This is a genomic window from Gemmatimonadota bacterium (assembly GCA_009692115.1).
GTDB lineage: Bacteria > Gemmatimonadota > Gemmatimonadetes > Gemmatimonadales > GWC2-71-9 > SHZU01.
Map to the genome: position 1 here is coordinate 140,224 of SHZU01000007.1, position 19,462 is coordinate 159,685.

At 64.7% G+C, this 19,462-nt stretch carries 23 protein-coding genes; 16 read left to right on the plus strand and 7 right to left on the minus strand.

What is annotated here, in order from left to right:
- The first annotated feature begins 15 nt into the window (after positions 1-15).
- From EXR94_09980 to EXR94_10045, 14 genes are all read left to right on the plus strand, one after another.
- Positions 16-462, plus strand: coding sequence for a peptidylprolyl isomerase (locus EXR94_09980; protein MSR03046.1), 447 nt, complete (start codon positions 16-18; stop codon positions 460-462).
- 5 nt (positions 463-467) lie between these two features.
- On the plus strand, positions 468-881 hold the full coding sequence (locus EXR94_09985; GenBank protein MSR03047.1) for a hypothetical protein: 414 nt from the start codon (positions 468-470) through the stop codon (positions 879-881).
- 8 nt (positions 882-889) lie between these two features.
- Positions 890-1,468, plus strand: a complete 579-nt coding sequence (locus EXR94_09990) for an HD domain-containing protein (GenBank protein ID MSR03048.1) — start codon at positions 890-892, stop codon at positions 1,466-1,468.
- Positions 1,465-2,880, plus strand: a complete 1,416-nt coding sequence (locus tag EXR94_09995) for a cardiolipin synthase B (GenBank protein MSR03049.1) — start codon at positions 1,465-1,467, stop codon at positions 2,878-2,880. The genes EXR94_09990 and EXR94_09995 overlap by 4 nt, the downstream gene beginning before the upstream one ends.
- Complete coding sequence (locus EXR94_10000) at positions 2,831-3,463, plus strand: sigma-70 family RNA polymerase sigma factor (protein ID MSR03050.1); 633 nt, start codon at positions 2,831-2,833, stop codon at positions 3,461-3,463. Before EXR94_09995 ends, EXR94_10000 begins: the two co-directional genes overlap by 50 nt.
- A gap of 8 nt (positions 3,464-3,471) precedes the next feature.
- A complete protein-coding gene (locus tag EXR94_10005) occupies positions 3,472-3,816 on the plus strand; it encodes a hypothetical protein (protein ID MSR03051.1) in 345 nt (114 codons plus the stop codon).
- Positions 3,813-4,220 carry a hypothetical protein gene (locus EXR94_10010; protein MSR03052.1) on the plus strand — a complete coding sequence of 136 codons (408 nt, stop codon included), beginning with the start codon at positions 3,813-3,815 and terminating at the stop codon, positions 4,218-4,220. Before EXR94_10005 ends, EXR94_10010 begins: the two co-directional genes overlap by 4 nt.
- Complete coding sequence (locus EXR94_10015) at positions 4,156-5,514, plus strand: TolC family protein (protein ID MSR03053.1); 1,359 nt, start codon at positions 4,156-4,158, stop codon at positions 5,512-5,514. Before EXR94_10010 ends, EXR94_10015 begins: the two co-directional genes overlap by 65 nt.
- Positions 5,511-6,263: an ABC transporter ATP-binding protein gene (locus tag EXR94_10020; GenBank protein MSR03054.1), complete on the plus strand. Its 753-nt coding sequence runs from the start codon at positions 5,511-5,513 to the stop codon at positions 6,261-6,263. Before EXR94_10015 ends, EXR94_10020 begins: the two co-directional genes overlap by 4 nt.
- 2 nt (positions 6,264-6,265) lie before the next feature.
- Complete coding sequence (locus EXR94_10025; protein MSR03055.1) at positions 6,266-7,831, plus strand: efflux RND transporter periplasmic adaptor subunit; 1,566 nt, start codon at positions 6,266-6,268, stop codon at positions 7,829-7,831.
- Positions 7,828-9,042 carry an FtsX-like permease family protein gene (locus tag EXR94_10030; GenBank protein ID MSR03056.1) on the plus strand — a complete coding sequence of 405 codons (1,215 nt, stop codon included), beginning with the start codon at positions 7,828-7,830 and terminating at the stop codon, positions 9,040-9,042. The genes EXR94_10025 and EXR94_10030 overlap by 4 nt, the downstream gene beginning before the upstream one ends.
- On the plus strand, positions 8,907-11,357 hold the full coding sequence (locus EXR94_10035) for a hypothetical protein (GenBank protein ID MSR03057.1): 2,451 nt from the start codon (positions 8,907-8,909) through the stop codon (positions 11,355-11,357). Before EXR94_10030 ends, EXR94_10035 begins: the two co-directional genes overlap by 136 nt.
- Positions 11,357-12,352: a ketoacyl-ACP synthase III gene (locus EXR94_10040; GenBank protein MSR03058.1), complete on the plus strand. Its 996-nt coding sequence runs from the start codon at positions 11,357-11,359 to the stop codon at positions 12,350-12,352. Before EXR94_10035 ends, EXR94_10040 begins: the two co-directional genes overlap by 1 nt.
- A 250-nt stretch (positions 12,353-12,602) precedes the next feature.
- On the plus strand, positions 12,603-12,869 hold the full coding sequence (locus EXR94_10045; protein MSR03059.1) for a hypothetical protein: 267 nt from the start codon (positions 12,603-12,605) through the stop codon (positions 12,867-12,869).
- Positions 12,870-12,888: 19 nt separating this feature from the next.
- Here EXR94_10045 and EXR94_10050 read toward each other — a convergent pair whose 3' ends face one another.
- Positions 12,889-13,371, minus strand: coding sequence for a hypothetical protein (locus tag EXR94_10050; protein ID MSR03060.1), 483 nt, complete (start codon positions 13,369-13,371; stop codon positions 12,889-12,891).
- Positions 13,372-13,399: 28 nt separating this feature from the next.
- On the opposite strand from EXR94_10050, the gene EXR94_10055 reads away from it, so the two are divergent.
- Positions 13,400-13,642, plus strand: a complete 243-nt coding sequence (locus EXR94_10055) for an oxidative damage protection protein (protein MSR03061.1) — start codon at positions 13,400-13,402, stop codon at positions 13,640-13,642.
- Here EXR94_10055 and EXR94_10060 read toward each other — a convergent pair.
- The 6 genes from EXR94_10060 to EXR94_10085 form a co-directional block, all read right to left on the minus strand.
- The gene (locus tag EXR94_10060; GenBank protein ID MSR03062.1) at positions 13,620-14,570 is read right to left on the minus strand and encodes a hypothetical protein; all 951 of its coding nucleotides are present in this window, start codon (positions 14,568-14,570) and stop codon (positions 13,620-13,622) included. The two genes, EXR94_10055 and EXR94_10060, sit on opposite strands and share 23 nt — an antisense overlap.
- Positions 14,564-15,223: a TetR/AcrR family transcriptional regulator gene (locus EXR94_10065; GenBank protein MSR03063.1), complete on the minus strand. Its 660-nt coding sequence runs from the start codon at positions 15,221-15,223 to the stop codon at positions 14,564-14,566. The genes EXR94_10060 and EXR94_10065 overlap by 7 nt, the downstream gene beginning before the upstream one ends.
- Positions 15,220-16,095, minus strand: a complete 876-nt coding sequence (locus EXR94_10070) for an FRG domain-containing protein (GenBank protein ID MSR03064.1) — start codon at positions 16,093-16,095, stop codon at positions 15,220-15,222. Before EXR94_10070 ends, EXR94_10065 begins: the two co-directional genes overlap by 4 nt.
- A 106-nt stretch (positions 16,096-16,201) precedes the next feature.
- A complete protein-coding gene (locus EXR94_10075) occupies positions 16,202-17,110 on the minus strand; it encodes a PDZ domain-containing protein (GenBank protein ID MSR03065.1) in 909 nt (302 codons plus the stop codon).
- Between the two features lie 21 nt (positions 17,111-17,131).
- Entirely contained in the window at positions 17,132-17,740 is a 609-nt protein-coding gene (locus tag EXR94_10080; GenBank protein ID MSR03066.1) for a hypothetical protein, read from the minus strand.
- A complete protein-coding gene (locus EXR94_10085) occupies positions 17,737-18,342 on the minus strand; it encodes a sigma-70 family RNA polymerase sigma factor (GenBank protein ID MSR03067.1) in 606 nt (201 codons plus the stop codon). The genes EXR94_10080 and EXR94_10085 overlap by 4 nt, the downstream gene beginning before the upstream one ends.
- Here EXR94_10085 and EXR94_10090 point away from each other — a divergent pair.
- The gene (locus EXR94_10090) at positions 18,305-19,456 is read left to right on the plus strand and encodes a hypothetical protein (protein ID MSR03068.1); all 1,152 of its coding nucleotides are present in this window, start codon (positions 18,305-18,307) and stop codon (positions 19,454-19,456) included. The genes EXR94_10085 and EXR94_10090 overlap by 38 nt on opposite strands.
- Positions 19,457-19,462 lie beyond the last annotated feature (6 nt).

Genomic DNA, 19,462 nt, shown 5'->3' on the forward strand with positions numbered 1-19,462 from the left:
TCTCAGGAACAACCCGTGAAAACCGCTACGATCGAGACCGCGCGAGGCACTATGGTGGCCGAGCTCTTCGACACCGAAACCCCGAAGACGGTGGCTAACTTCGAGAAGCTCGCCAATGAGGGCTTTTATGACGGCACCCGCTTCCATCGGGTCATCCCGGACTTTGTGATCCAGGGCGGCGACCCGCTCTCGAAGGATCCGAACAACCCCCAGGTCGGAACCGGGGGGCCCGGCTATCAGATTAAGTGCGAGTGCCACCTGAATACCCATAAACACGCGACGGGGAGCCTCTCGATGGCCCATGCCGGGAAGGACACTGGCGGGAGTCAGTTCTTCGTGTGCCACTCCCCCCAAGCGCACCTCGACGGGAAGCATACGGTGTTCGGCCAGGTCACCACCGGACTCGAGGTCATCGATACCATTAAAGCGAACGACCTGATCAAGTCGATCCGGGTGGCCTGACCACGGTGCACGTGGATTTCGCGGTGTTGGCCGACTACGCCTTGATCGATCAACAGGGCAAGCTCTCCGTCTTGGGGATTTTTCAGCACGTCTGGGTAGCCAGCTTTCCGGCTACCCACCCGCGGACCCATCTGGTCCTCCGGGTCAAAGGCAAACGCACCGAGATCGGCGAGCATGCGATGCGGATCCGATTCGTCGATGACCAAGGGCGCGAACTGATGGGTGGGGACGGCGCCGTGCAGTTCGGCGAGCCACCGGCCGGTATTACCGAAGTCGAGGCCGGGGCGGTGTTGGTGTTCGACGTGCCGCTCCCGCATCCAGGAACCTACGCGTTTGAAATCGGCCTGGGCGGAAGCCTGGTTCGGGTGGCCTTGTCGGCCGCCCTGATTCCGCCGCCCCCGACCGGCCAACTCCACTGAGTCCTCCCATGCTCGATCGCGCCGCTGCCCTGGCCTTGGTTCACGAATACACCGGATCCGACGCCCTTCGGAAGCATATGTACGCGGTCGAAATCGCGATGCGCGCCATGGCCGGAAAGTTCGGCGCCGATCCCGAATACTGGGGCATCATCGGTTTGGTGCACGACTTCGACTACGAACGGTTTCCGAACCCCTCCCGCTCGGCAACGGAGGAGCACCCCGCGGCAGGGGTCCGGATCCTCGCCGGGCACGGCCTTCCCGACGACGGGCAACAGGCCATTCTCGGACATGCAACCTACTCCGGGGTTGCTCGCTCCACGCCGCTGGCCAAGGCGCTGTTTGCGGTCGACGAACTGTCAGGTTTTTTGGTGGCTTGTGCGCTGGTGCGTCCGTCCCGTTCGCTGGCCGATTTGGAGGTCTCGAGCGTCAAGAAAAAACTCAAGGACAAGGGGTTCGCCCGGGGTGTCAGCCGGGAGGACGTCTACGGGAGCGCCGAGGAACTCGGGGTGCCGCTCGAGGACCACATCGGGTTCGTGCTCGCCGCCCTCCGGCCTCACGAAAAATCTTTGGGACTCGGCCTCCCGTGAGTCCACGCGGCCGCCAACACCCTCTGGCGGCCGACGCGGTCGAACGAGCCTTCGATCGCGCCACTGGAGGCCGTCCAATCCCGGGCAATCGGGTCGGCCTGCTCTTTGACGGGCCGGCGGCGTTCGAGGCGATGCTCGGACTCATTGCTGGGGCCGAGCGGTGGATTCACTTCGACAACTACATCTTCCAGTCCGACGAAACCGGGTTTCGATTCGCGGAGGCCCTGGCGGCTCGGGCTCGCGTCGGGGTCAAGGTTCGAGTCTCGGTCGATTGGCTCGGGTCCTTCGGTACCAAACGGACTCTCTGGCAGCTGCTGGAATCCGCCGGTGTCTCAATCCATTTCTTCCACCGCCCAGGGCTGCTCGATCTCCCGTCGTACTTGAGTCGCAACCACCGGAAGCTGGTGGTGGCCGATGGCCGCCGGGCCGTCCTGGGAGGCTTCTGCATCGGAGATGAGTGGGCCGGTGACCTGGCCCGGGGCCGCCTGCCCTGGCGGGATACGGCCATTGCCGTTGATGGACCGGCGGCGGCGGCGCTCGACCGGGCCTTTGCGAGGACTTGGGCCATCGGGGCGCCCCAGTTACCGGACGATGAATTTGCGAGTGAGGTCGAGGCCTGCGGCTCCGCGTTCGTCCGGGTGTTGGCCGGCGAGCCGGCCACTGAACGGGCCTACCGGGTCACGGAACTGCTCTTGGCGACGGCCGCCGAGCGGGTCTGGGTGACGGACGCCTACTTGGTGGCGCCGCGCCGGCTGTATCGGTATTTGGTCGACGCCGCCACTGAGGGGGTCGACGTCCGGCTGCTGGTGCCGGGGACCAGCGACATTCCGCTGGTGAGGAACCTGACCCGGTTCGGGTACCGCGATCTGATCCGCGCTGGGGTTCGGATCTACGAATGGAACGGCCCGATGCTGCATGCCAAGACGGTCGTCGCCGACAGCCGGTGGGTCAGGATCGGGTCCAGCAATCTCAATCATTCGAGCCTGGTCAGTAACTACGAGCTCGACGTTTTGGTCGACGCCCCCGATCTGGCCGATGAGATGGAGGCCCAGTTCCGGCGTGATTTGGATCAGAGTGCCGAAGTCTCGACCCGTCCCGTCCGGGCTCCGCGCCAGCTCCGGGGGGTCCTTCCGCCGGCCCTGTCGATTCCAGCCGCAACTGGTTCTCGGCATGCCAGGGGGGTCCGGGAACGCGGGAGCCGCTCGGTGCTGGCGATGCGCACCCTCGTGGCCGGGGCCCGGCTGGCGCTCTTTGGCCCCCTGGCCATTGGATTCGCCGTCATCGGGGTGCTGTTCTTGGTCCTGCCCGGCCCTATGGCTATAACCTTCGGTATCGCAAGTACTTGGCTCGCGGTTGTTGCCGGTGCTGAAGCCCTTCGTCGTCGCCGGGATCATGCCGACCACCCCAGATAACCCGCCTCAACGGATTTCCGCCGACCCGCGTAGTAGCGATGTGACCGAATCAGGATGGGCTGAAGCGGCTCGCACCGGCGATGCCGATGCGTATGGGCGCTTGGTCATGGCGTATGCTGTGGTTGCTCGTTGGGTTGCCTACTCCTTCCTCCGAAATTGGGATGAAGCCGAAGACGTGGTCCAAGATGCCTCGCTCGCCGGTTGGCAGGCCATCGAGCGATTCGATCCGGCCCGGTCGTTTCGGCCCTGGTTTCTTCGGATCGTGGCCAACGCCGCGCTCGATCAACTGCGCCGCCGCCGGGTTCGCGACGCCGAGCCGTTGCACGAGTCGTTGCCGAGCCGGGGGCGATTACCGGATGCTGATGCCGGCCGGGTCGTGCTCCGAGAGAAGATCGACGCGGCCATGACCGGGTTGCCGGAGCGGCAGCGAGTGGCGGTCATGATGTTCGACGGTGAAGGCTATAGTCACGCGGAAGTGGCGAGCGTGCTCCAGGTACCCGAGGGTACCGCGCGCTCCTATGTGTTTCATGCCCGGCGGGCGCTCCGCAAAGCGCTTGCCACTCTGGTGGAGGAACCGGCCTGATGGAGGAGATGCCATTTGGAAACGAGCCCGATCGCGAATTGGGCTCGCTGATCCGAGACGCGTATCAAGGGCCCGATCCGGATCTGTTTCTGGCCCGCCTGAATGGGACCCTCGGGACGTTGCCGGCTCGAGCGTCGCAGTGGGACATCCTGGCAACGTGGGCGCGGCCTGGCGTGATCACCGCGGCGGCGGCCGCCGCCCTCTTACTCGGCGTAGCCTTGTGGCAGAGCTGGCAACGCCAAACCGCGGGTCCGGTCGTGGTGGCGACGTCGGTTTCAGTGGCCATCCTCGACGCCGCGACGAGCCCGCCGGGCGAGACCCAGATCCTCTACGTGGTCCTGGAGGGACGATGATTCGATCCCGTTCGGCCGCCATCCGACTGTTGGCGGCGGCGTTTGCCCTCGGTGGCCTCGTTGGTGGCGCGGCCACCATGCTGGCCGATCGGGGCAACCATTCCCGGTCCGACCACGGCCAAGACGGGCGCCAGGGATACGTGGCCCGGCTCGACCAAGAACTCGACTTGACCCCGGCGCAGGAGGAGACGGTGAGTGGGGTGTTGCGCCTCCACGAGCCGGTGATGGATTCCATGTTCCGGGCCATTCGGGCTGAGCATCCCGAGTTGGATCAGCAGCGAATGGCCATTCGCCAGGAGATTCGAGCGTCGCTGACGCCGGAACAATCGACCAAATACGATGCAATGTTGGCTCGGCGCGACAGCGCGCATCGAGCCCGGAAAGCGAAGAATGGCAACAAGTAACGAGATGCTCGGGGCCCTGATTGCGATCGGTCTGTTGGCCGGACCAGGTGCGGCCCAAACCAAGCCGGCGGTCACCTTGGTCGAGGCCCTCGAGCGGTCGGAGCGGGTGCAACCGCGGGTGGTCCAGGCTATGGGCGTGGTCAAGAACGCCGACGCCCGGGTCCGGTCGTCCAAGGGAGCCTATCTCCCCAACCTCAACGTGTCGACCTCGGCGGCGGAGTTCTTTTCTGAGGGTCAGCGGGTGGACCAGAGCACCGGTCAGCTGGTTGAGACGAATTCGAGCACCACGAGCTTCAACGGAAGCGTCAACAGTTCGATTGAACTGTTCGACGGATTCCGGCGGGGGGCTGAGTCCCGATCGGCTCGGGCCAACCGCGAGTCGGCGGTCGAGAGCCTCGAGGACGCCCGGTTCCAGCAAGGCCTCCTCACGACCAACCAGTTCTTCGATGTACTCGCGGCCACTCAGTTAGGCCGGGTCCGGGAGGCCAGTGTCCGGCGAGCCGATGAGCAGCTCAAGGTCTCGATTGCTCGGCTCCGGGCCGGCGCCGCGATTCGCTCCGACTCGCTCCGGTCGCTCGTCACGTTAGGCAACGCCCGGGTGCAACTGATCAATGCGGCAACCCAACTGGCAACGGCCGAAGCCAATCTCGGCCGGCTGATCGGGCTCGATGGGCCGGCGGCCGCGGTCGATGATTCCGGGTTCTATCAGGTCACCGAGGTGCTCGATACCGTCGCGCTTCGCGCCGAGGCGATAGCCCGGGCCCCCCAGGTGCGGTTGGCCGAGGCGGCGGCCCGGGCGGCAAGGGCTTCGATCGGTGTGGCGCGGGCCGGCTATTGGCCGACGCTGACGCTGGCCGGGTCCAACTCGATCAACGGGAGCGAACAGAACGACTTCCAGTTCCTCCAACAGCGGCAGGCGAGCTTGACGGTCAACTGGGCGGTGTTCAACCGGTTCACCCGGGAGCAGAACATCGCCAATCAAACCTCGACCGCCGAAACCGCCGAGGCCAATGCCAACGAGGTCCGTCGCCAAGTGTTGGCGAGTCTGACCACCCGGCTGGCGGAGCTGGACGCGGCGCGGGTCCGGACCGGCATTTCCCAAACGAGTCTTGCCGCGGCCGGCGAGGATGGGCGAGTGCAGCAGGAGCGGTACCGCCTCGGGGTCGCGACGATCGTTGACGTGCTCACTTCCCAGGAATCACTCACCCAGGCCGAAGTCGACGCGGTGACCGCCCGGTTCGATTACCTCCGGGCCAAAGCGCAGATCCAGGCCCTGATTGGACGGAAACTATGACGACTGCCGATATCGGGACCACCGCCGAGCGGATGGCAATCCTGCCGATCGAGGTCCCGCGCGATGCGGTCATCGTCGTGCGGAACCTGGAACGCGAATATGTCATGGGCAGCGAGACGGTCCGGGCGCTCTGGGGCGTCGACTTGACCATCCGGCGGAACGAGTTCGTGGCCATCATGGGTCCGTCGGGCTCCGGTAAATCCACCTTGATGAACATGATCGGCTGCCTCGACACCCCGAGCATGGGCGAGTACTGGCTCAACGGCTACCGGGTCTCGGACTTGGGCGACGATCAGCTGGCTCGGATCCGGAACAAGGAAATCGGGTTCGTGTTCCAGACCTTCAACCTGCTCCCCCGGGCCACGGCACTCCAGAACGTCGAGCTGCCGATGGTGTACGCGGGTGTCGGTTCGAAGGAACGCAAGGCGGCTGCAATGCTGGCGCTCACCCGGGTCGGTTTGGCCGAGCGGATGACCCACCGCCCGAACGAATTGTCGGGCGGCCAGCGGCAACGAGTGGCGATTGCCCGGGCGCTCGTCAACAGCCCGAGCATCATCCTGGCCGACGAACCGACCGGGAATCTCGACTCGAAGACCAGCGAGGAGATCCTGAAGCTCTTCGACCAGCTGCATAAGGAAGGGCAGACCATCGTCTTGGTCACCCACGAACTGGATATTGCCGCGCACGCTCATCGCCAAGTCCACCTCCGGGATGGCAAGGTCGAGCGCGACTTCATGACGGAGAAGTAACGATGGCTACTCGTGGGTGGACCTGGGCGCCGTTGGCGGCGATGGTGGTCCTCGGATGCAAGAAAGAGGAAGTGAAGCTGGTCGTGTATCAGTCGGTGCCGATCGAACGCCGCGACATCGTTGTGTCGGCGCGAGCCACCGGCACCGTCCTCCCCGATACCGTGGTCGAGGTCAAGTCCAAGGCGTCCGGTGAGATTCTCGACATGAAGGTCGAGACCGGATCGGTGGTGACTCGGGGCCAGTTGCTGGTACGGGTCGACCAGCGCGGCCCCCGGAATACGGTCAATCAGGCCGAAGCCAACCTCGACGTCGGGAAAGCCCGGCTCCAGAACGCCGACGCCCAGCGGCGGCGTTCCGACGAACTGTTCAAGTCCCAGTCCATCACCGAGCAGGAGCACGAGTCGGCTGTGTTGGCCCTGGCCAACGCTAAGGCCGAAGTGGTCCGGGCCCAGGTCGAGGTCGAGAACGCCCGAATCGCGATGGAGGATACCGACGTGCTCGCGCCGATCACCGGGACCATCATCGCCAAGAACGTCGAGCGGGGCCAGGTTATTTCCTCGCCGACCCGGGATGTCGGCGGCGGGACCGTGCTCCTCAAGATGGCCGACTTGAACTTGGTTCAGGTGCGGACGCTGGTCGACGAAACCGATATCGGGAAGATCCGGGCTGGTCTCCGGGCCACGGTAACGGTCGACGCCTACCCGAACCAGCCCTTCACCGGTGAGGTGCTCAAGATCGAGCCCCAGGCCGAGACTGCCCAGAACGTGACCATGTTTCCGGTGTTGGTCCGGATCGACAATCGGAACGGCCTCCTCAAGCCGGGTATGAACGCCGATGTCGAACTCCACATTGGACGCCGGGACAGTGTCTTGGCGGTGCCCAACGCCGCGCTCCGGACCCAGCGCGATGTCGCCTCGGCGGCCTCGGTTCTCGGGATCAGCGCGGAGGCCCTGCAGCCGATGCTGCAGGCCGCTCAGGCGCAGGCCGACTCAGCCAAGGAACTGGCGGCCCGAAACGCTCCCCGTGACTCGGCAAAGCCGGAAGGTGAGGCCGCCAAGCCGGCCGCGGCTGGGGCCAATACGATGACCACGCCGGACGGGCGGACCATCACCCTGCCGCCCGGTGTGACCCAGGCGCAAATCCGGGCCATCTTTCAGAAACGGTTCAGCGGTGGGACGCTGGCGGCGAGTGAGCAGCAGATCATGCAGCAGATGATGCGAGCCGGTGGCCGCGGCGGCGCGGGCGGCGGCCGGCCCCGGACCGGAGGCGGCAATGACTTCCAGTTCGGCGGCAACTACATCGTGTTCGTGATGCGAGGCGGACAGGCGACGCCCCTGATGGTGCGGACCGGTCTGACCGATCTCGACTACAGCGAGATCGTGAGTGGTCTGACCGCGACCGATTCCGTCTTGGTGCTCCCGAGCGCCAGCATGGTTCAGCAGCAGGAAGAATTCCGCAACCGGATGACGAACATGACCGGCGGCGGCGCGGTGCCCGGGATGCGTTCGACCACCAGCAGCGCGGCCCCGGCTGGTGGCGCCCGCCCGTCAACCGGAGCCCGGCCATGATCATCGGCGAAACGGTCAAAGTGGCGCTCTCGAGCATCCGCGCCAATAAGCTGCGTGCGGCCCTGACGATGCTCGGCATCGTGATCGGCGTCGGCGCCGTCATTGCGGTGGTCGCATTGGGCAGCGGAGCGCAAAAGGCGGTCGAGGACCGAATCAACGCGCTCGGTGCGAACGTGCTGACGGTGTATCCCGGGCAGTCGTTCTTCGGCGGCCGCTCTTCCGATGTTCGCGTTAGCCTGACGGTTGATGATGCCGATGCACTCCGAGAGGATGCCCACCTCATTTCCGACGTCGTCCCAGAATTGTCGAGAAGCATGACGGTCGGATACAGTAACCAGAACTTGAACGTGAATATCGTCGGCACCACGCCGAATTTTCTTCCGGTCAAGAATTTTACGATTCTGTACGGCCAAATGTTTACCACCGGCGACGACGGCGCCCGCCAGCGCTACGCCGTATTGGGCAGCTCGGTGCCGGAAATGCTCGATGTCAATCCAGCCGCACTGCTCAAGCAGTTGATCAGCATCGGCGGCCAGACGTTTGAGGTCATCGGCGTGTTGGCCAAGAAGGGCGCCGCCATGTCCTGGCAGAATCCTGACGAGCAGATTCTGATCCCCCTCAACACCGCCAGATTCCGATTGATGGGCACCGATCGGATTCGGCAGGTCAGCCTGAAGGTCAAGGAGGATGTGCCGCTTGAGCAGGGGATGGTCGACATCGAGCGGATTCTCCGGCGGGAACACAAGATCCGGCCCGGCGGTGACAACGACTTCCAAATCCGCAATCAGCAGGAAATCCTGGCCACTCAGCAGCAGGCCACCGAGGTGTTTGGGGTCCTCTTAGCCAGCATCGCGGCCGTGTCCCTGGTCGTCGGCGGCATCGGGATCATGAACATCATGTTGGTGTCGGTCACCGAACGGACCCGGGAAATCGGGGTCCGCCGGGCGCTTGGTGCGACCCGGCTCAACATTATGAGCCAGTTCTTGATCGAAGCCGTCGTGCTCTGCCTGATGGGCGGGGCGTTTGGGGTCCTGGTGGGTGCCGGGAGTGCCCGGGTCATGTCCAAACTGCTCGGGTGGAATACGCTCATTTCGCCCACTGCCGTAATCGTGGCCTTCGCCTTCAGCGCATTCGTCGGACTGTTCTTCGGCTTGTGGCCGGCCCGGCGGGCCGCGAATCTGAACACGATCGACGCCCTTCGTTACGAGTAGTGGTCGGCTTCTTGTTACTTCAGGTGGTGGGGACTCCACCACCTGCACGGCCGGTGGTCCGGCCGCCGCGGGTCGATACCTCGATTGTCGTTGACGGTAATCTCGACGAGCCCGCTTGGGCCTCGGCGGCGCTCGTCGGCGGTTTCCATCAGTATCGTCCCCTCGATCAGCAGCCGGCCGAACAGGCCACCACGGTCCGGGTCTGGTATAGTCCGACGGCCATCTACTTCGGAATCGTCGCCTACGACCGGAACCCCGGTGCGATTCGCGCCACCTTAGCTGATCGCGACAAGATCGACGAAGATGACCGGGTCCAGATTTTGTTGGACACCTTCAACGACCGCCGCCGGGCGTTCGTGTTCGGAGTCAATCCGTTCGGGGTCCAGGAAGACGGCGTCCGGAGCGAAGGGAATTCCGGTGGGGGCGGCGGGGGCGGGCGGGGCGGCGGCGGCGGCGGTGGTGGTGGTGGTGGTGGTGGCACCGGTCTCGACCGGAGTCCGAACTATCTGTTCGATTCCAAGGGACACATCACGGACAGCGGGTATGTCGTTGAAGTCCGGATCCCGTTCAAGAGCCTTCGCTACCCCAGTGACGAAGAACTCACCTGGGGTTTCAATGTGGTCCGTTCGACCCAACGAAGCGGATTCGAAGACACCTGGACCGATGCCCGCCGCGGCAATACGAGTTTTCTCTCCCAGGCCGGCTTCCTGGCCGGGATGGCAGGCATCAGGCGCGGCGTGGTCACCGAGGTGCAGCCGTTCATTACCGCCGCCGCCGCCGGCCTGATCGATACCACGACGGGGCGTTTCAGTCGCCAGTCGCTCAATCCGGATGTCGGGGTCAATTTCCGGCTTGGCTTTACCAGCCTGGCCGTTGACGGGACCATCAACCCTGATTTCAGTCAAGTCGAGTCTGACGCCGGGCAAGTGACGCTCAACGAGCGATTCGCGCTCTTTTTCCCGGAGCGGCGTCCGTTCTTCCTCGAGGGCATCGAGCTCTTTCAAACCCCGGGGTCGATCGTTTACACCCGCCGGATTGCCAATCCGGTGGCGGGTGGCAAAGTCACCGGGAAGTTCGGGAGGGTCGGGATTGCCCACCTCTCGGCCGTCGACGAACACAACGATGAGACCACCGGCGAAAGAACCCATCCATTCGTCAGCGTCACCCGGGTTCGCTCCGACATCGGGGCCAATTCGCTGGCCGGTGCCACCGTGACGAATCGTTCGATCAGTGGCGGGTTCAGCCGAACGGTGTCGGCCGATTCACGATTGGCGCTCGGGACGCTGTACGCCTTCAGTGCCAACCTTGCTAACTCGTGGCATCGTGACAGTACCGGAACCGTGAGCGCGCCGGCGTGGTCGGTCGGGTTCGACCGAACCGGTCGATCGGTGGGGTTCAGCTACAGTGTCGAGGGCCGGGACCCTGGGTTCGAGGCCGCTTTGGGATTCGTGCCCCGCGTTGGTGATGTCAATCTCCGGGCGTTCAACCGGCTGACCATCTTCGGCAAGCGGGGCGCCTTCTTCGAGGGCATCACGCTGTTTGCCGGAGCCAGCCGCTATTGGGACTATCGGCGGTTCGGCCAGGACCAGCCGACCGAAGGCGATCAGAGCTTGTCCGGCTTCGGCCGGCTTCGGGGTGGCTGGAGCTATGGGTGGAGTACCCGGCTCGGGTTTGTCGACTTTAATCCCGACCTCTACGAAGGGACCCAACAACTGGTCAACGGTCAGTTGGTCCCCTATCGCGGCCTGGCCCGCCTCGAGAAGGCCGTCGAGGTCTCCCTCAACGCGAGCACCCCGAACCTCCGCCAGGGGAGTGCCAACATTCGGGTGAGCCGGCGGGAGGTCGGGATCTTCTCGGAAGCCTCCGAGGCGCGCGAGTTCCAGTTCTCCGCGGAGGCCGAGATTCGGCCCCATCGGTGGGTCCGCCTCGAGGGGAACTGGGTCTATTCCAAGCTGATCCGAGAACGCGACGGCAGTGAGTTCGGCCGGACCATGATCCCCCGGCTCCGGCTCGAGTTCCAGCCCAACCGGACCTATTTCCTCCGGGTGATTACGGAGTACCGGTCGGAGCGGCTGGCGGAACGCCGGAGCGCCACGACGGGAGACCTGCTCTATGTCGACGGGCTCCCGTCCGAGGCGACCAACACCAACCGCTTCCGGGTCGATGTCCTGCTGTCGTTCCAGCCTGCGCCCGGTACGGTGGCGTTCTTCGGCTACGGCGCCGGCTACGACGGCGAGCGGAACCTGACCCTCCGGGACTTGGTGAAACAGGACGACGGGTTTTTCTTCAAGCTCGCCTACCAATTCCGGCACTAATGTCTTCGTCCATCATTCTCGGTACCGGCCGCGCCGTCCCGGCCCGGACCGTCACCAATGCCGAGTTTGCCACCTCGATGGATACCTCCGACGAGTGGATTCGGACCCGGACCGGGATTCGGGAGCGGCACTGGATTACCCCGGGAGAAACCGGGGTCGATCTCGGCCTCGCGGCCACCCGTCAGGCGCTCGAGATGGCACAGTTGAACGCCACCGACCTCGATGCCATCATCTACGCGACCATCAGCCCGGACCATTTTCTGCCCGGCAATGGGGTCTTCCTCCAGCGGAAACTCGGGGTCGGGACCATCCCGGCGTTCGACATCCGGCTCCAGTGTGCCGGCTTTGTCTACGCGATCTCGATGGCGGATGCCTTTGTCCGGGGCGGGGTCTACCGGAAGGTGCTGGTCGTTGGCCAGGAGATTCAATCGACCCGGATGGACGTGAGCCCCCGGGGGCGTCATACGGCCGTGCTCTTTGCCGACGGCGCCGGCGCCGTGGTGCTCGGCGTCACCGACGACCCCAACCGTGGCATTCTGACGTTCGATCTCCACGCCGAGGGGGCTCACGCAGAGAAGCTCTGGGTTGACGAGCCGGGCGCGATCTACAACCCCACCGTTGACGCCGAGCGGTACCGGGAAGGCCGCTACTTCCTCCAGATGGACGGGAAGGAGGTCTATCGGAATGCGGTGGTTCGGATGCCGGAGTCGGTCCGCACTTGTCTCGACCGAGTCGGCGTGTCCGCAGCGGCGCTTAAGCTGGTCATCCCGCACCAGGCGAATCTCCGGATTTCCGAGGTGGTTCAGAAAGAACTCGGGCTCCGGGACGACCAGATCTACAACAACATCGAACGCTACGGGAATACGACCGCCGCGACGATTCCGATTGCGCTGGACGAGTGCGTGCGGGCCGGCCGCCTCGGGCCCGGCGACTTGGTGGCAATGACCGCGTTTGGATCAGGATTTGTCTGGGGGAGCGTTCTGCTCCGGTGGTAGCGTTCAGGTCGTGACCAGCGAGTATTTCCGGGAGTTCCGATGTTGGGCACTTCGACCGTCGGGTGTTTCGGCATTCGGTCTCCGGCATGCGGCGATCATTGGAAGTCGCTGAACCGGCTTCCCGGCTCGCGATTTTGGGCGTACTGGTCGTAGTATCGGCAGGTCATTGGAGGGATGAAGTCTGAAACCGGAGTGCGGTTGGTTGCGTACTGCGACAACGGTTAAGTCGTTGACACACAAGGGGGTTCAGATGTTTGAGTTGATCTCGCTCGGGATTGCGGTGGCCGGGTCCGTCTTTGCGTTCGGGTTTGCCCGGGGTTTTGTGCGGCGCCGGCTCCGGTTTGTCGATGCGGCCAAATCGCCGGTGGCACCGCTGATCGCGGGGGGCCTGGCGATGGTGATTGCGTCGCCGTTGACCATCTTACCGCTGATTACCTGGCTGACGGCGGCGTTGGTGGGGATCGGCACCGGGCTCGGTACGGCCAGCGGAATCAAGGCCCTTCGAAGCGGAGACTGAAAAAGATCCAATCAATGGGTCAAGAGCGGCTCCACTGGGCCGCCAACCCCGCCAACCCCGCCAGCGTCGCCGCGGCCGTCACCTCGGCGTCCGGAATCAGGAGGTAGACCCAGGCCTTGCCGCCATGTTGCGCCGCGTACGCCGAGGCGTGCCGGCACCAGGTCGTCGCCGCCAGCGCCTTGGCAAGGACCTCTGGATCGTCGATCTGGTTTGCCGCTTTGGTCTCGACAAGATATTTCCGATCCCCCGTCTCGACCACGAAGTCGGGTTCGTAACCGGCGCCTTGCCCCCAGGGGTTGAGGTCGACCTGAGCACTGGCCACGGCGCCCGCCAGCCGCTCGTTGCTGTCGGCCGGAAGCCGTCTGGTTAGCTCATACGCGAAATACTTGGCGTGGTACGGGGTCAGGCTCATGCTTGCGAGGGTGCCATCCTCGATGAGCTCGCCTTGGCTCGGTGTTATGTTCCCGAGCGCCTGAGTGGCCTCATTCGGGCCATCGTCCATTTTCTTCGATCTTGAACCTTGAGCCGCTATGCCGTCAGTGACCTGTACCCGATGCGGTCAGTCTCGCGATCCAGTTCCGTTTCGTCCGTTCCCGAACGCACTGGGGCAGCGCGTACTGGACCAGATCTGCAACGTCTGCTGGAGCGAATGGCTCAAGCTCCAGCAGCAACTGATCAACCACTACGGGCTGAATCTCCGGGAGCCGCGCTCCAAAGAGTTCTTGCTCGGCGAACTCGAGAAGTGCCTGTTCACCACCGCGCCCCAATCCTGAGCGACAAATCAACCGCGGGCCCCTTCGGCTCGAGGTCCTCGGTCATCCCCAAGAACCATTCCGGTCCCCGCCGGGCCTTGAGCAAGAACCCGTAGTCCAGCGTCAGTTCACGTTGGTCGAGCGCCCGGGTTCCGGTATCGTGGTAGTTCGGTGATTGATAGAACAGGTTGATGAACATGGCCTGGCGTCCGGCAAACCGGAACCGAAACCCGGTACTGGCCGAGGCAAAGGTCGTGTGCTGGTAGATCGCGAGGTCGCCGGATCGGGGCGTGTAGCCCGCCCCAAAACCAAGTTCCGCTGTCCACCGATCACTCAGAGCGCCCCGCAACGTCGTGGTGGCGGCCGCTGACGCCACTTGGCGTCCGAATCCGAGCGGGCCGGTCGGCACGGTCACCGCCACCGTCGTTTGCCAATGACCGGTATGGCGGTAGCCACCCAAGAACCGAACGTCGCCGAGGAAGCTCCCGGACCGGGCCCGGCTCAGGCTGTCGCCGTTGGGGAGTTTGATGGCGTAGTCGTAGACGTTGTTCGGTCTGATTTCCCGGGCTTTGACCTCGAGTCCGGTGACCCGGTGGTACCAGTTGAGAACCCCATCCATAAAGCCGTTGTAGGCGCCGTTCATGCCGGCTGACACGCCCACGAACCCTCGGCCGGTGTTCCGGATGACCGTGCCTTCGAGCCGCAACAGCTCAGCGTCGAGTACCACGGACGAAGTGGGCCGGCCGGAGTACTCGATCAGGCTGGCGTAGTCGGTCAGGAGCCGAACTTCCCAGCGCCGATCCGGGTCGACATAGGGTTGAAAGAAGAGCCCGCTCCGCGAGGTGATGACCGGGTTGACGGCGAAGTAGGGTGGCAATCCCTGGGCGGTTGCCCGGTCCGCCAGCAACGCGGTCGTGAGAAGCCAGGCGGCGGTTCGGCGAGTTACCACGATTCGGGTCCCGAGTGGCGAGTGAGAACAGGATTTGACGCGGCAGGGCGGTTCGGTTCGGCGACGGCGCGAACCAAGAGGTCGATGGTGACGTCGACCGGGGCGAGCTGGGGAATCAGAGGCATCACACCGGATGGGGTGCCACCGAGGATGCTCGCGCCGAGCAGGCTGCCGAGCACGGCTCGGGCAACCAATAGCGCATCGCGGCTCGGATCGATGGTCGCAACCACCGCGGCGATGGCCCGCTCGGTTGGCTCGATGATCTGGGTCCGGTATTGGCTGACGAGGGCGGGGGCGTTACCGGTCTCGGCGACCAAGACCCGGAGCATGTCGGCATGGGGCGCCTGCCGTGCGATTGTCCAGATCGACTTGAGCATCGCGGCCAACCGCGCTGTCGGCTCCATCGGCATCTCGGTTGGCTCCGGCCAGAGCGGCTCCTCGACCACCCACTCGCCGAGGGCGGTGAGCAGGCCGTCTTTGTCGGGCAGGTAGCGGTAGAGGGTGCCGACCGTGACGCCGGCCGCCTTGGCCACATCCTCCATCGTCGTGCCGCCGAACCCGCGCTCGGCAAACAGCGCCAAGGCGGCCGCCTTGAGTTCTCGGGGCCGGGCCTCGCTCCGGCGTTTCCAGGTCCGGCGGGCCGGTGAGGTCAACCGGGCTCGGCTCGCTTGAGGTGTTTGGGCCCGGCGCCTCGTTGCGGCAACAGGAAGTCCGGATGGACGTCCAGGGTTTTCGGGTTGTACTCCCAGTGGTGTTCGAGCTCGTAGGCCAGCGAGCGCGCCATCCCGTCGAGGCCGGGAAAGAGCGTGGCGTTGGTGATGTTCATGCTGTAGAGTGAGAACATCGCGTCGTCCCGAATCCGTTCGGTATCGAGGACGATCTTGGCCAGGGTGCGTTGGGGATCACGATACGATTCGATGATCCGCTCCACGGGTCGGTCGAGCACACCCGGCACCACGAACGTGGCCGATTGCGCCACCAGTCGCTGATTCATGACCAACGGTTCGCCCTGGACCGCAAACCGCAGGTTGTTGGGAATGAACCAGCGGTCGTAGTGGCCGGCGTCGTTCAGGCGAAGATCCCTGGCCGCCACGCCACCTTTCTCGGTGGTCACTTGCTCACCGAGGAGCCTCGGAACACAGAGTCCCCAGACGGCCGCCGGCTCGGTGGCCGCCTCGAGGGCAAAGAACGCCGCCACGAACGGTGACCAGGTGAAATCGAGGAGCCGGGTTGGGGCGCCGTGGTGTTGCATCAGGGCCAGCCACTGAAAATCGTCGTCCCGGTCCGGCACATGGCTCAGGTAGAGATGGGCCTTCCGCCGGAAAATCCGATTGACTCGGAGTTCCTGGCGCGACCACGCCTCGGGCTTGACCCGGAAGGTCTTGAAATAGCGGGAGATCGTGCTGAAGAGTTTCCACCTGGCGCTTTGCTGCCCCCGGAAGGCCCAGGTTCGAAATTCGCTCCCGCCGACTAAGCGCTGATAGTCGGCCCAGGAGTCGATTTCGATCGTGCGGTACTTGCTCATACTGGTAAGGTGGCGAGAGGCCGGACTAGTGGCAAGAACAGACCGAAAACGAAAAGAGGCGGTCGGATGACCGCCTCTCGCTCGGACCCGCCGATGGGTGCCGCGTCTAGTCTTCGTCGCGATCGACCTTGGACGAGATGGTCTGGCGGCCCTTGTTCCGGAGAATCTCGAGTTTCATGACATCGCCGTTCTCGTACGAGCTCATGATCCGGAGCAGACTCGATGGTCCCCGGGCTTTCCGGCCATCGACGCTCAAGATCACATCACCGCCCTTGAGGCCCAGGGTGTTCCGCTCGGGGGCGTCGATGACCAAGACCCCTTCCGCGGTACCGAAGTAGGCCCCGAGATCAGCGTTGATAGGGGCCAGTTCGAGGTCGGCAAACGGGCCCCCGAAGCTGAACGCGAAGCCATTGGGGTCCGGCGTGCCCCTGATCCGGGGCGGGTTGACCCGGATCTCGCCCAGGCCCTCCAAGTTCCGGAGGTTCCCCTCGATTTGCGGCATCCGGAAGAAGGTGTTCCCCTCGCCCAAGTCGCGCATGGCCAGGCTTCGCTCGTTGGCGGTGACGATGCTGGCGGTGCGGGTGTCCCGGCCCCGCCGGTACTCGACCGCCACGGTATCGCCGGGTTCGAGCTTGGCCATCAGCTCGGTGAGCCGCAAGGCCGCGAGCGACCGCTCGTCGTCTGCGTTCCGGTCCCCTTCGGCCTTGATCAGCCGCTGGCCGTTGAGCCGGGTGATGATGTCGCCGGATCGAATCCCGGCCTTGGCGGCCGGCCCGCCCGGGGTCACGCCGCTCAGGGTGGCCCCGATCGAGTCATTGTCGACCGCCCGCATGTCGAGCACGACGCCGATCCGGGCCCGCCGGCTCGTCACCATGTCCATCGGATTCACTTCTTCGCCGTTGAGATACACCCGGGCCCGCGGGGTTCGCTCCGGGGCCGGTCGCCGCTCCTGGGCGGCCATGGGGCTGGAGGCAAGGGCCAAGGCCGCAACGCACCACAGCGATCGATTGGTCATCCTGCTATGACTCCTTGGGGCTCAGAACCCCACGTAACGGGCACCAGTGAGGTGAACATCCACCAATGCGTCGAGCAGCCCGACCCGCTCGCGCCACAACTTGATCATTCGAATCTGCCGGGCCTCCGCCTCGAGCATCCCGACCGCTTCGAGCTGCCGGTCGACCCGCGCCAACTGGTCTTCGAGAGAAGACGTGACCGCTACCGCCCGACCGTCGACCACCTGGCGGTCCTGGTCAAATCCGGAAAGGGCTTGTTCGAGGCCTTGCGACTGGCTCATCATTTCGGCCAGTTCGGGATCGGCGGCCACCAACGTGCGATGGTCTGGGCGGCCGTTGATCATGAATGCGGCGAAGGCAACCGATGCTGCCAACGCCATGCCGCCCAGGACGACTCGGCGCACCTGCTTGGCCCGCCGATCGGCGGCGGCTTTGAGCCGGACAGCTCCGAAGAGATCGCGCGACGGCCGGAGGCCGGGTAGGGCCCGGAGCCGGGCCACCCGCTGATCGAGTCGATCGAGTTCGGCCCGGCACACCGCACAGATCTCGATGTGATCGCGCCAGTTGCGGACCTGCGGCTCGAGCCCGGGCTCCCGGGTGGCCAAGAGCTGCTCCATGGAAAGATGGGTCATGCGATCGCCTCCTCGCCGAGCCATTTGCGGAGCCGGGCATGGGCCCGAGCCAGCTGCGATTTCGAAAAGCTGACGGTCCGGTCCATCATCCCGGCAATTTCTTCGTGAGTGTAGCCCTCGACATCGTGGAGCCAAACGACGGCCCGGGAGGTTTCCGACAGCCGCTCCAACGCGGCCTCCAAGTCCATCCGGAGCGCCGGGTCTTCTCGCTTCATCGGAGCGACATCATCGACCAGGTCGTCGGTGTCGCGGTACTTGTTCCGACGGAGCCGCATCAAGGCCTTGCTCGATGCCACCGTCCGGACCCAGCCCCAGATGCTGCCCTGACCCCGGAACTGACCGATGCTCCGGAACACTTCGATGAAGGTGTCCTGGACCACGTCCTCGGCGTCCTCGGTGGTCCGACAGATCCGGCGAGCCACGCTGTAGACCGGCGCTTCAAAGGCGCGGAACAACGCCTCCTGGGCCTCGGGGTCGCCGGTGCGGAGCCGGGGCAGTACTGCCTCGGCATCGGCCAGCCGGTAAGCGTCCATTCGTAGGGTTCCTGTCAGCACGTCGGGAAAGATGTCTAACTTGGGGTTTTGGTTGCAGATTGGGGGCATGGCAACTCCTCCCGCTGAATGGCTCGAGCACCTCCAGGACGAGGCCGATGCCGCGTTCCTCTATCGCAAACTCGCCGCTGTAGAGCTAAGTCCAGACAAGTCAACAATTTACCAGAGCCTCGCCGAGGTAGAAGACCGCCATGTCGGGGTCTGGATGAAGATCTTGGCCGAAGCCGGACATTTCCCGCCCGCCCCGACCCCGACCCGGAGGGCTCGAATCATGGCCCGGTTGGTGGGTTGGTTTGGTCCCCAATTTCTCCTCCCGGCCCTGCTGGCGGAGGAAGGCCGGGAGGTCAAAGGGTACCTCGAACTCCACGAGCGGTCCACTGGGAGCCCTGCGGGCCGCCCGGCGTTGCGGCTGGCCAAGGAGTCGAAAGAGCACGCCGAACGGTTGGCGGGCCTGCTGGGGCGCCCGGGTGAACCCTGGCATCAGACCGGGGCCGGCGGGTTCGTTCGAAACGTGGTGTATGGGTTTAATGACGGGCTGACGGCCAATTTTGGGTTGGTGGCTGGAATGATCGGGGCCCAGGGGTCGCTGGATACGGCCGGTCACGCGGTCGTGGTGGCGGGGTTGGCGGGGGCGGTTGCCGACGCGTTGTCGATGGGATCGTCCGGGTATCTGGCGGCCAAAAGTGAACGGGAGGTCTACGAGCACGAGATCGCCATGGAGCGAGAGGAGATCCGGCTGATGCCGGAGCTCGAGACGGAAGAGCTCTCGCTGATCTACCAGGCCAAGGGGATTTCCGAACCGGAGGCCCGCCGGATGGCCGAGGTGATCATGGCCGATCCGGAGCGGGCCTTGGCGGAGAAAGTTCGGGAAGAGTTGAAGATCGGGGATGCGAGCAGCACCCCGATGCGGGAAGCCTTGGTAACGGGTTCGGCCACCTTGATCGGGGCCTTGATTCCGGTGGCGCCGTTGCTCATCAGTACCGAGCCGTGGGCGCTCTGGACCTCGTTCGCCGTGGCGATGCTCTCGCATTTCTTCGTGGGGGCGGCTCGGAGCCTGTTTACCGGGCGGGGAATCATGCGAAGTGGGATCGACATGCTCGTCGTGGGTCTCGGGGTGGCGGTGGTGGGCTATTTCCTGGGCGACTGGTTGGTCAAACTCCTTTGATCGGGG

Excerpts from the sequence above, each read along its gene's own strand:
- EXR94_09990 (MSR03048.1), top strand. The coding sequence starts at position 890 with ATGCTCGATCGCGCCGCTGCCCTGGCCTTGGTTCACGAATACACCGGA.
- EXR94_10005 (MSR03051.1), top strand. The coding sequence starts at position 3,472 with ATGCCATTTGGAAACGAGCCCGATCGCGAATTGGGCTCGCTGATCCGA.
- EXR94_10010 (MSR03052.1), top strand. The coding sequence starts at position 3,813 with ATGATTCGATCCCGTTCGGCCGCCATCCGACTGTTGGCGGCGGCGTTT.
- EXR94_10015 (MSR03053.1), top strand. The coding sequence starts at position 4,156 with ATGCAATGTTGGCTCGGCGCGACAGCGCGCATCGAGCCCGGAAAGCGA.
- EXR94_10020 (MSR03054.1), top strand. The coding sequence starts at position 5,511 with ATGACGACTGCCGATATCGGGACCACCGCCGAGCGGATGGCAATCCTG.
- EXR94_10025 (MSR03055.1), top strand. The coding sequence starts at position 6,266 with ATGGCTACTCGTGGGTGGACCTGGGCGCCGTTGGCGGCGATGGTGGTC.
- EXR94_10030 (MSR03056.1), top strand. The coding sequence starts at position 7,828 with ATGATCATCGGCGAAACGGTCAAAGTGGCGCTCTCGAGCATCCGCGCC.
- EXR94_10040 (MSR03058.1), top strand. The coding sequence starts at position 11,357 with ATGTCTTCGTCCATCATTCTCGGTACCGGCCGCGCCGTCCCGGCCCGG.
- EXR94_10045 (MSR03059.1), top strand. The coding sequence starts at position 12,603 with ATGTTTGAGTTGATCTCGCTCGGGATTGCGGTGGCCGGGTCCGTCTTT.
- EXR94_10050 (MSR03060.1), bottom strand. The coding sequence starts at position 13,371 with ATGGACGATGGCCCGAATGAGGCCACTCAGGCGCTCGGGAACATAACA.
- EXR94_10055 (MSR03061.1), top strand. The coding sequence starts at position 13,400 with ATGCCGTCAGTGACCTGTACCCGATGCGGTCAGTCTCGCGATCCAGTT.
- EXR94_10070 (MSR03064.1), bottom strand. The coding sequence starts at position 16,095 with ATGAGCAAGTACCGCACGATCGAAATCGACTCCTGGGCCGACTATCAG.
- EXR94_10075 (MSR03065.1), bottom strand. The coding sequence starts at position 17,110 with ATGACCAATCGATCGCTGTGGTGCGTTGCGGCCTTGGCCCTTGCCTCC.
- EXR94_10080 (MSR03066.1), bottom strand. The coding sequence starts at position 17,740 with ATGACCCATCTTTCCATGGAGCAGCTCTTGGCCACCCGGGAGCCCGGG.
- EXR94_10090 (MSR03068.1), top strand. The coding sequence starts at position 18,305 with ATGTCTAACTTGGGGTTTTGGTTGCAGATTGGGGGCATGGCAACTCCT.
- EXR94_10085 (MSR03067.1), bottom strand. The coding sequence starts at position 18,342 with ATGCCCCCAATCTGCAACCAAAACCCCAAGTTAGACATCTTTCCCGAC.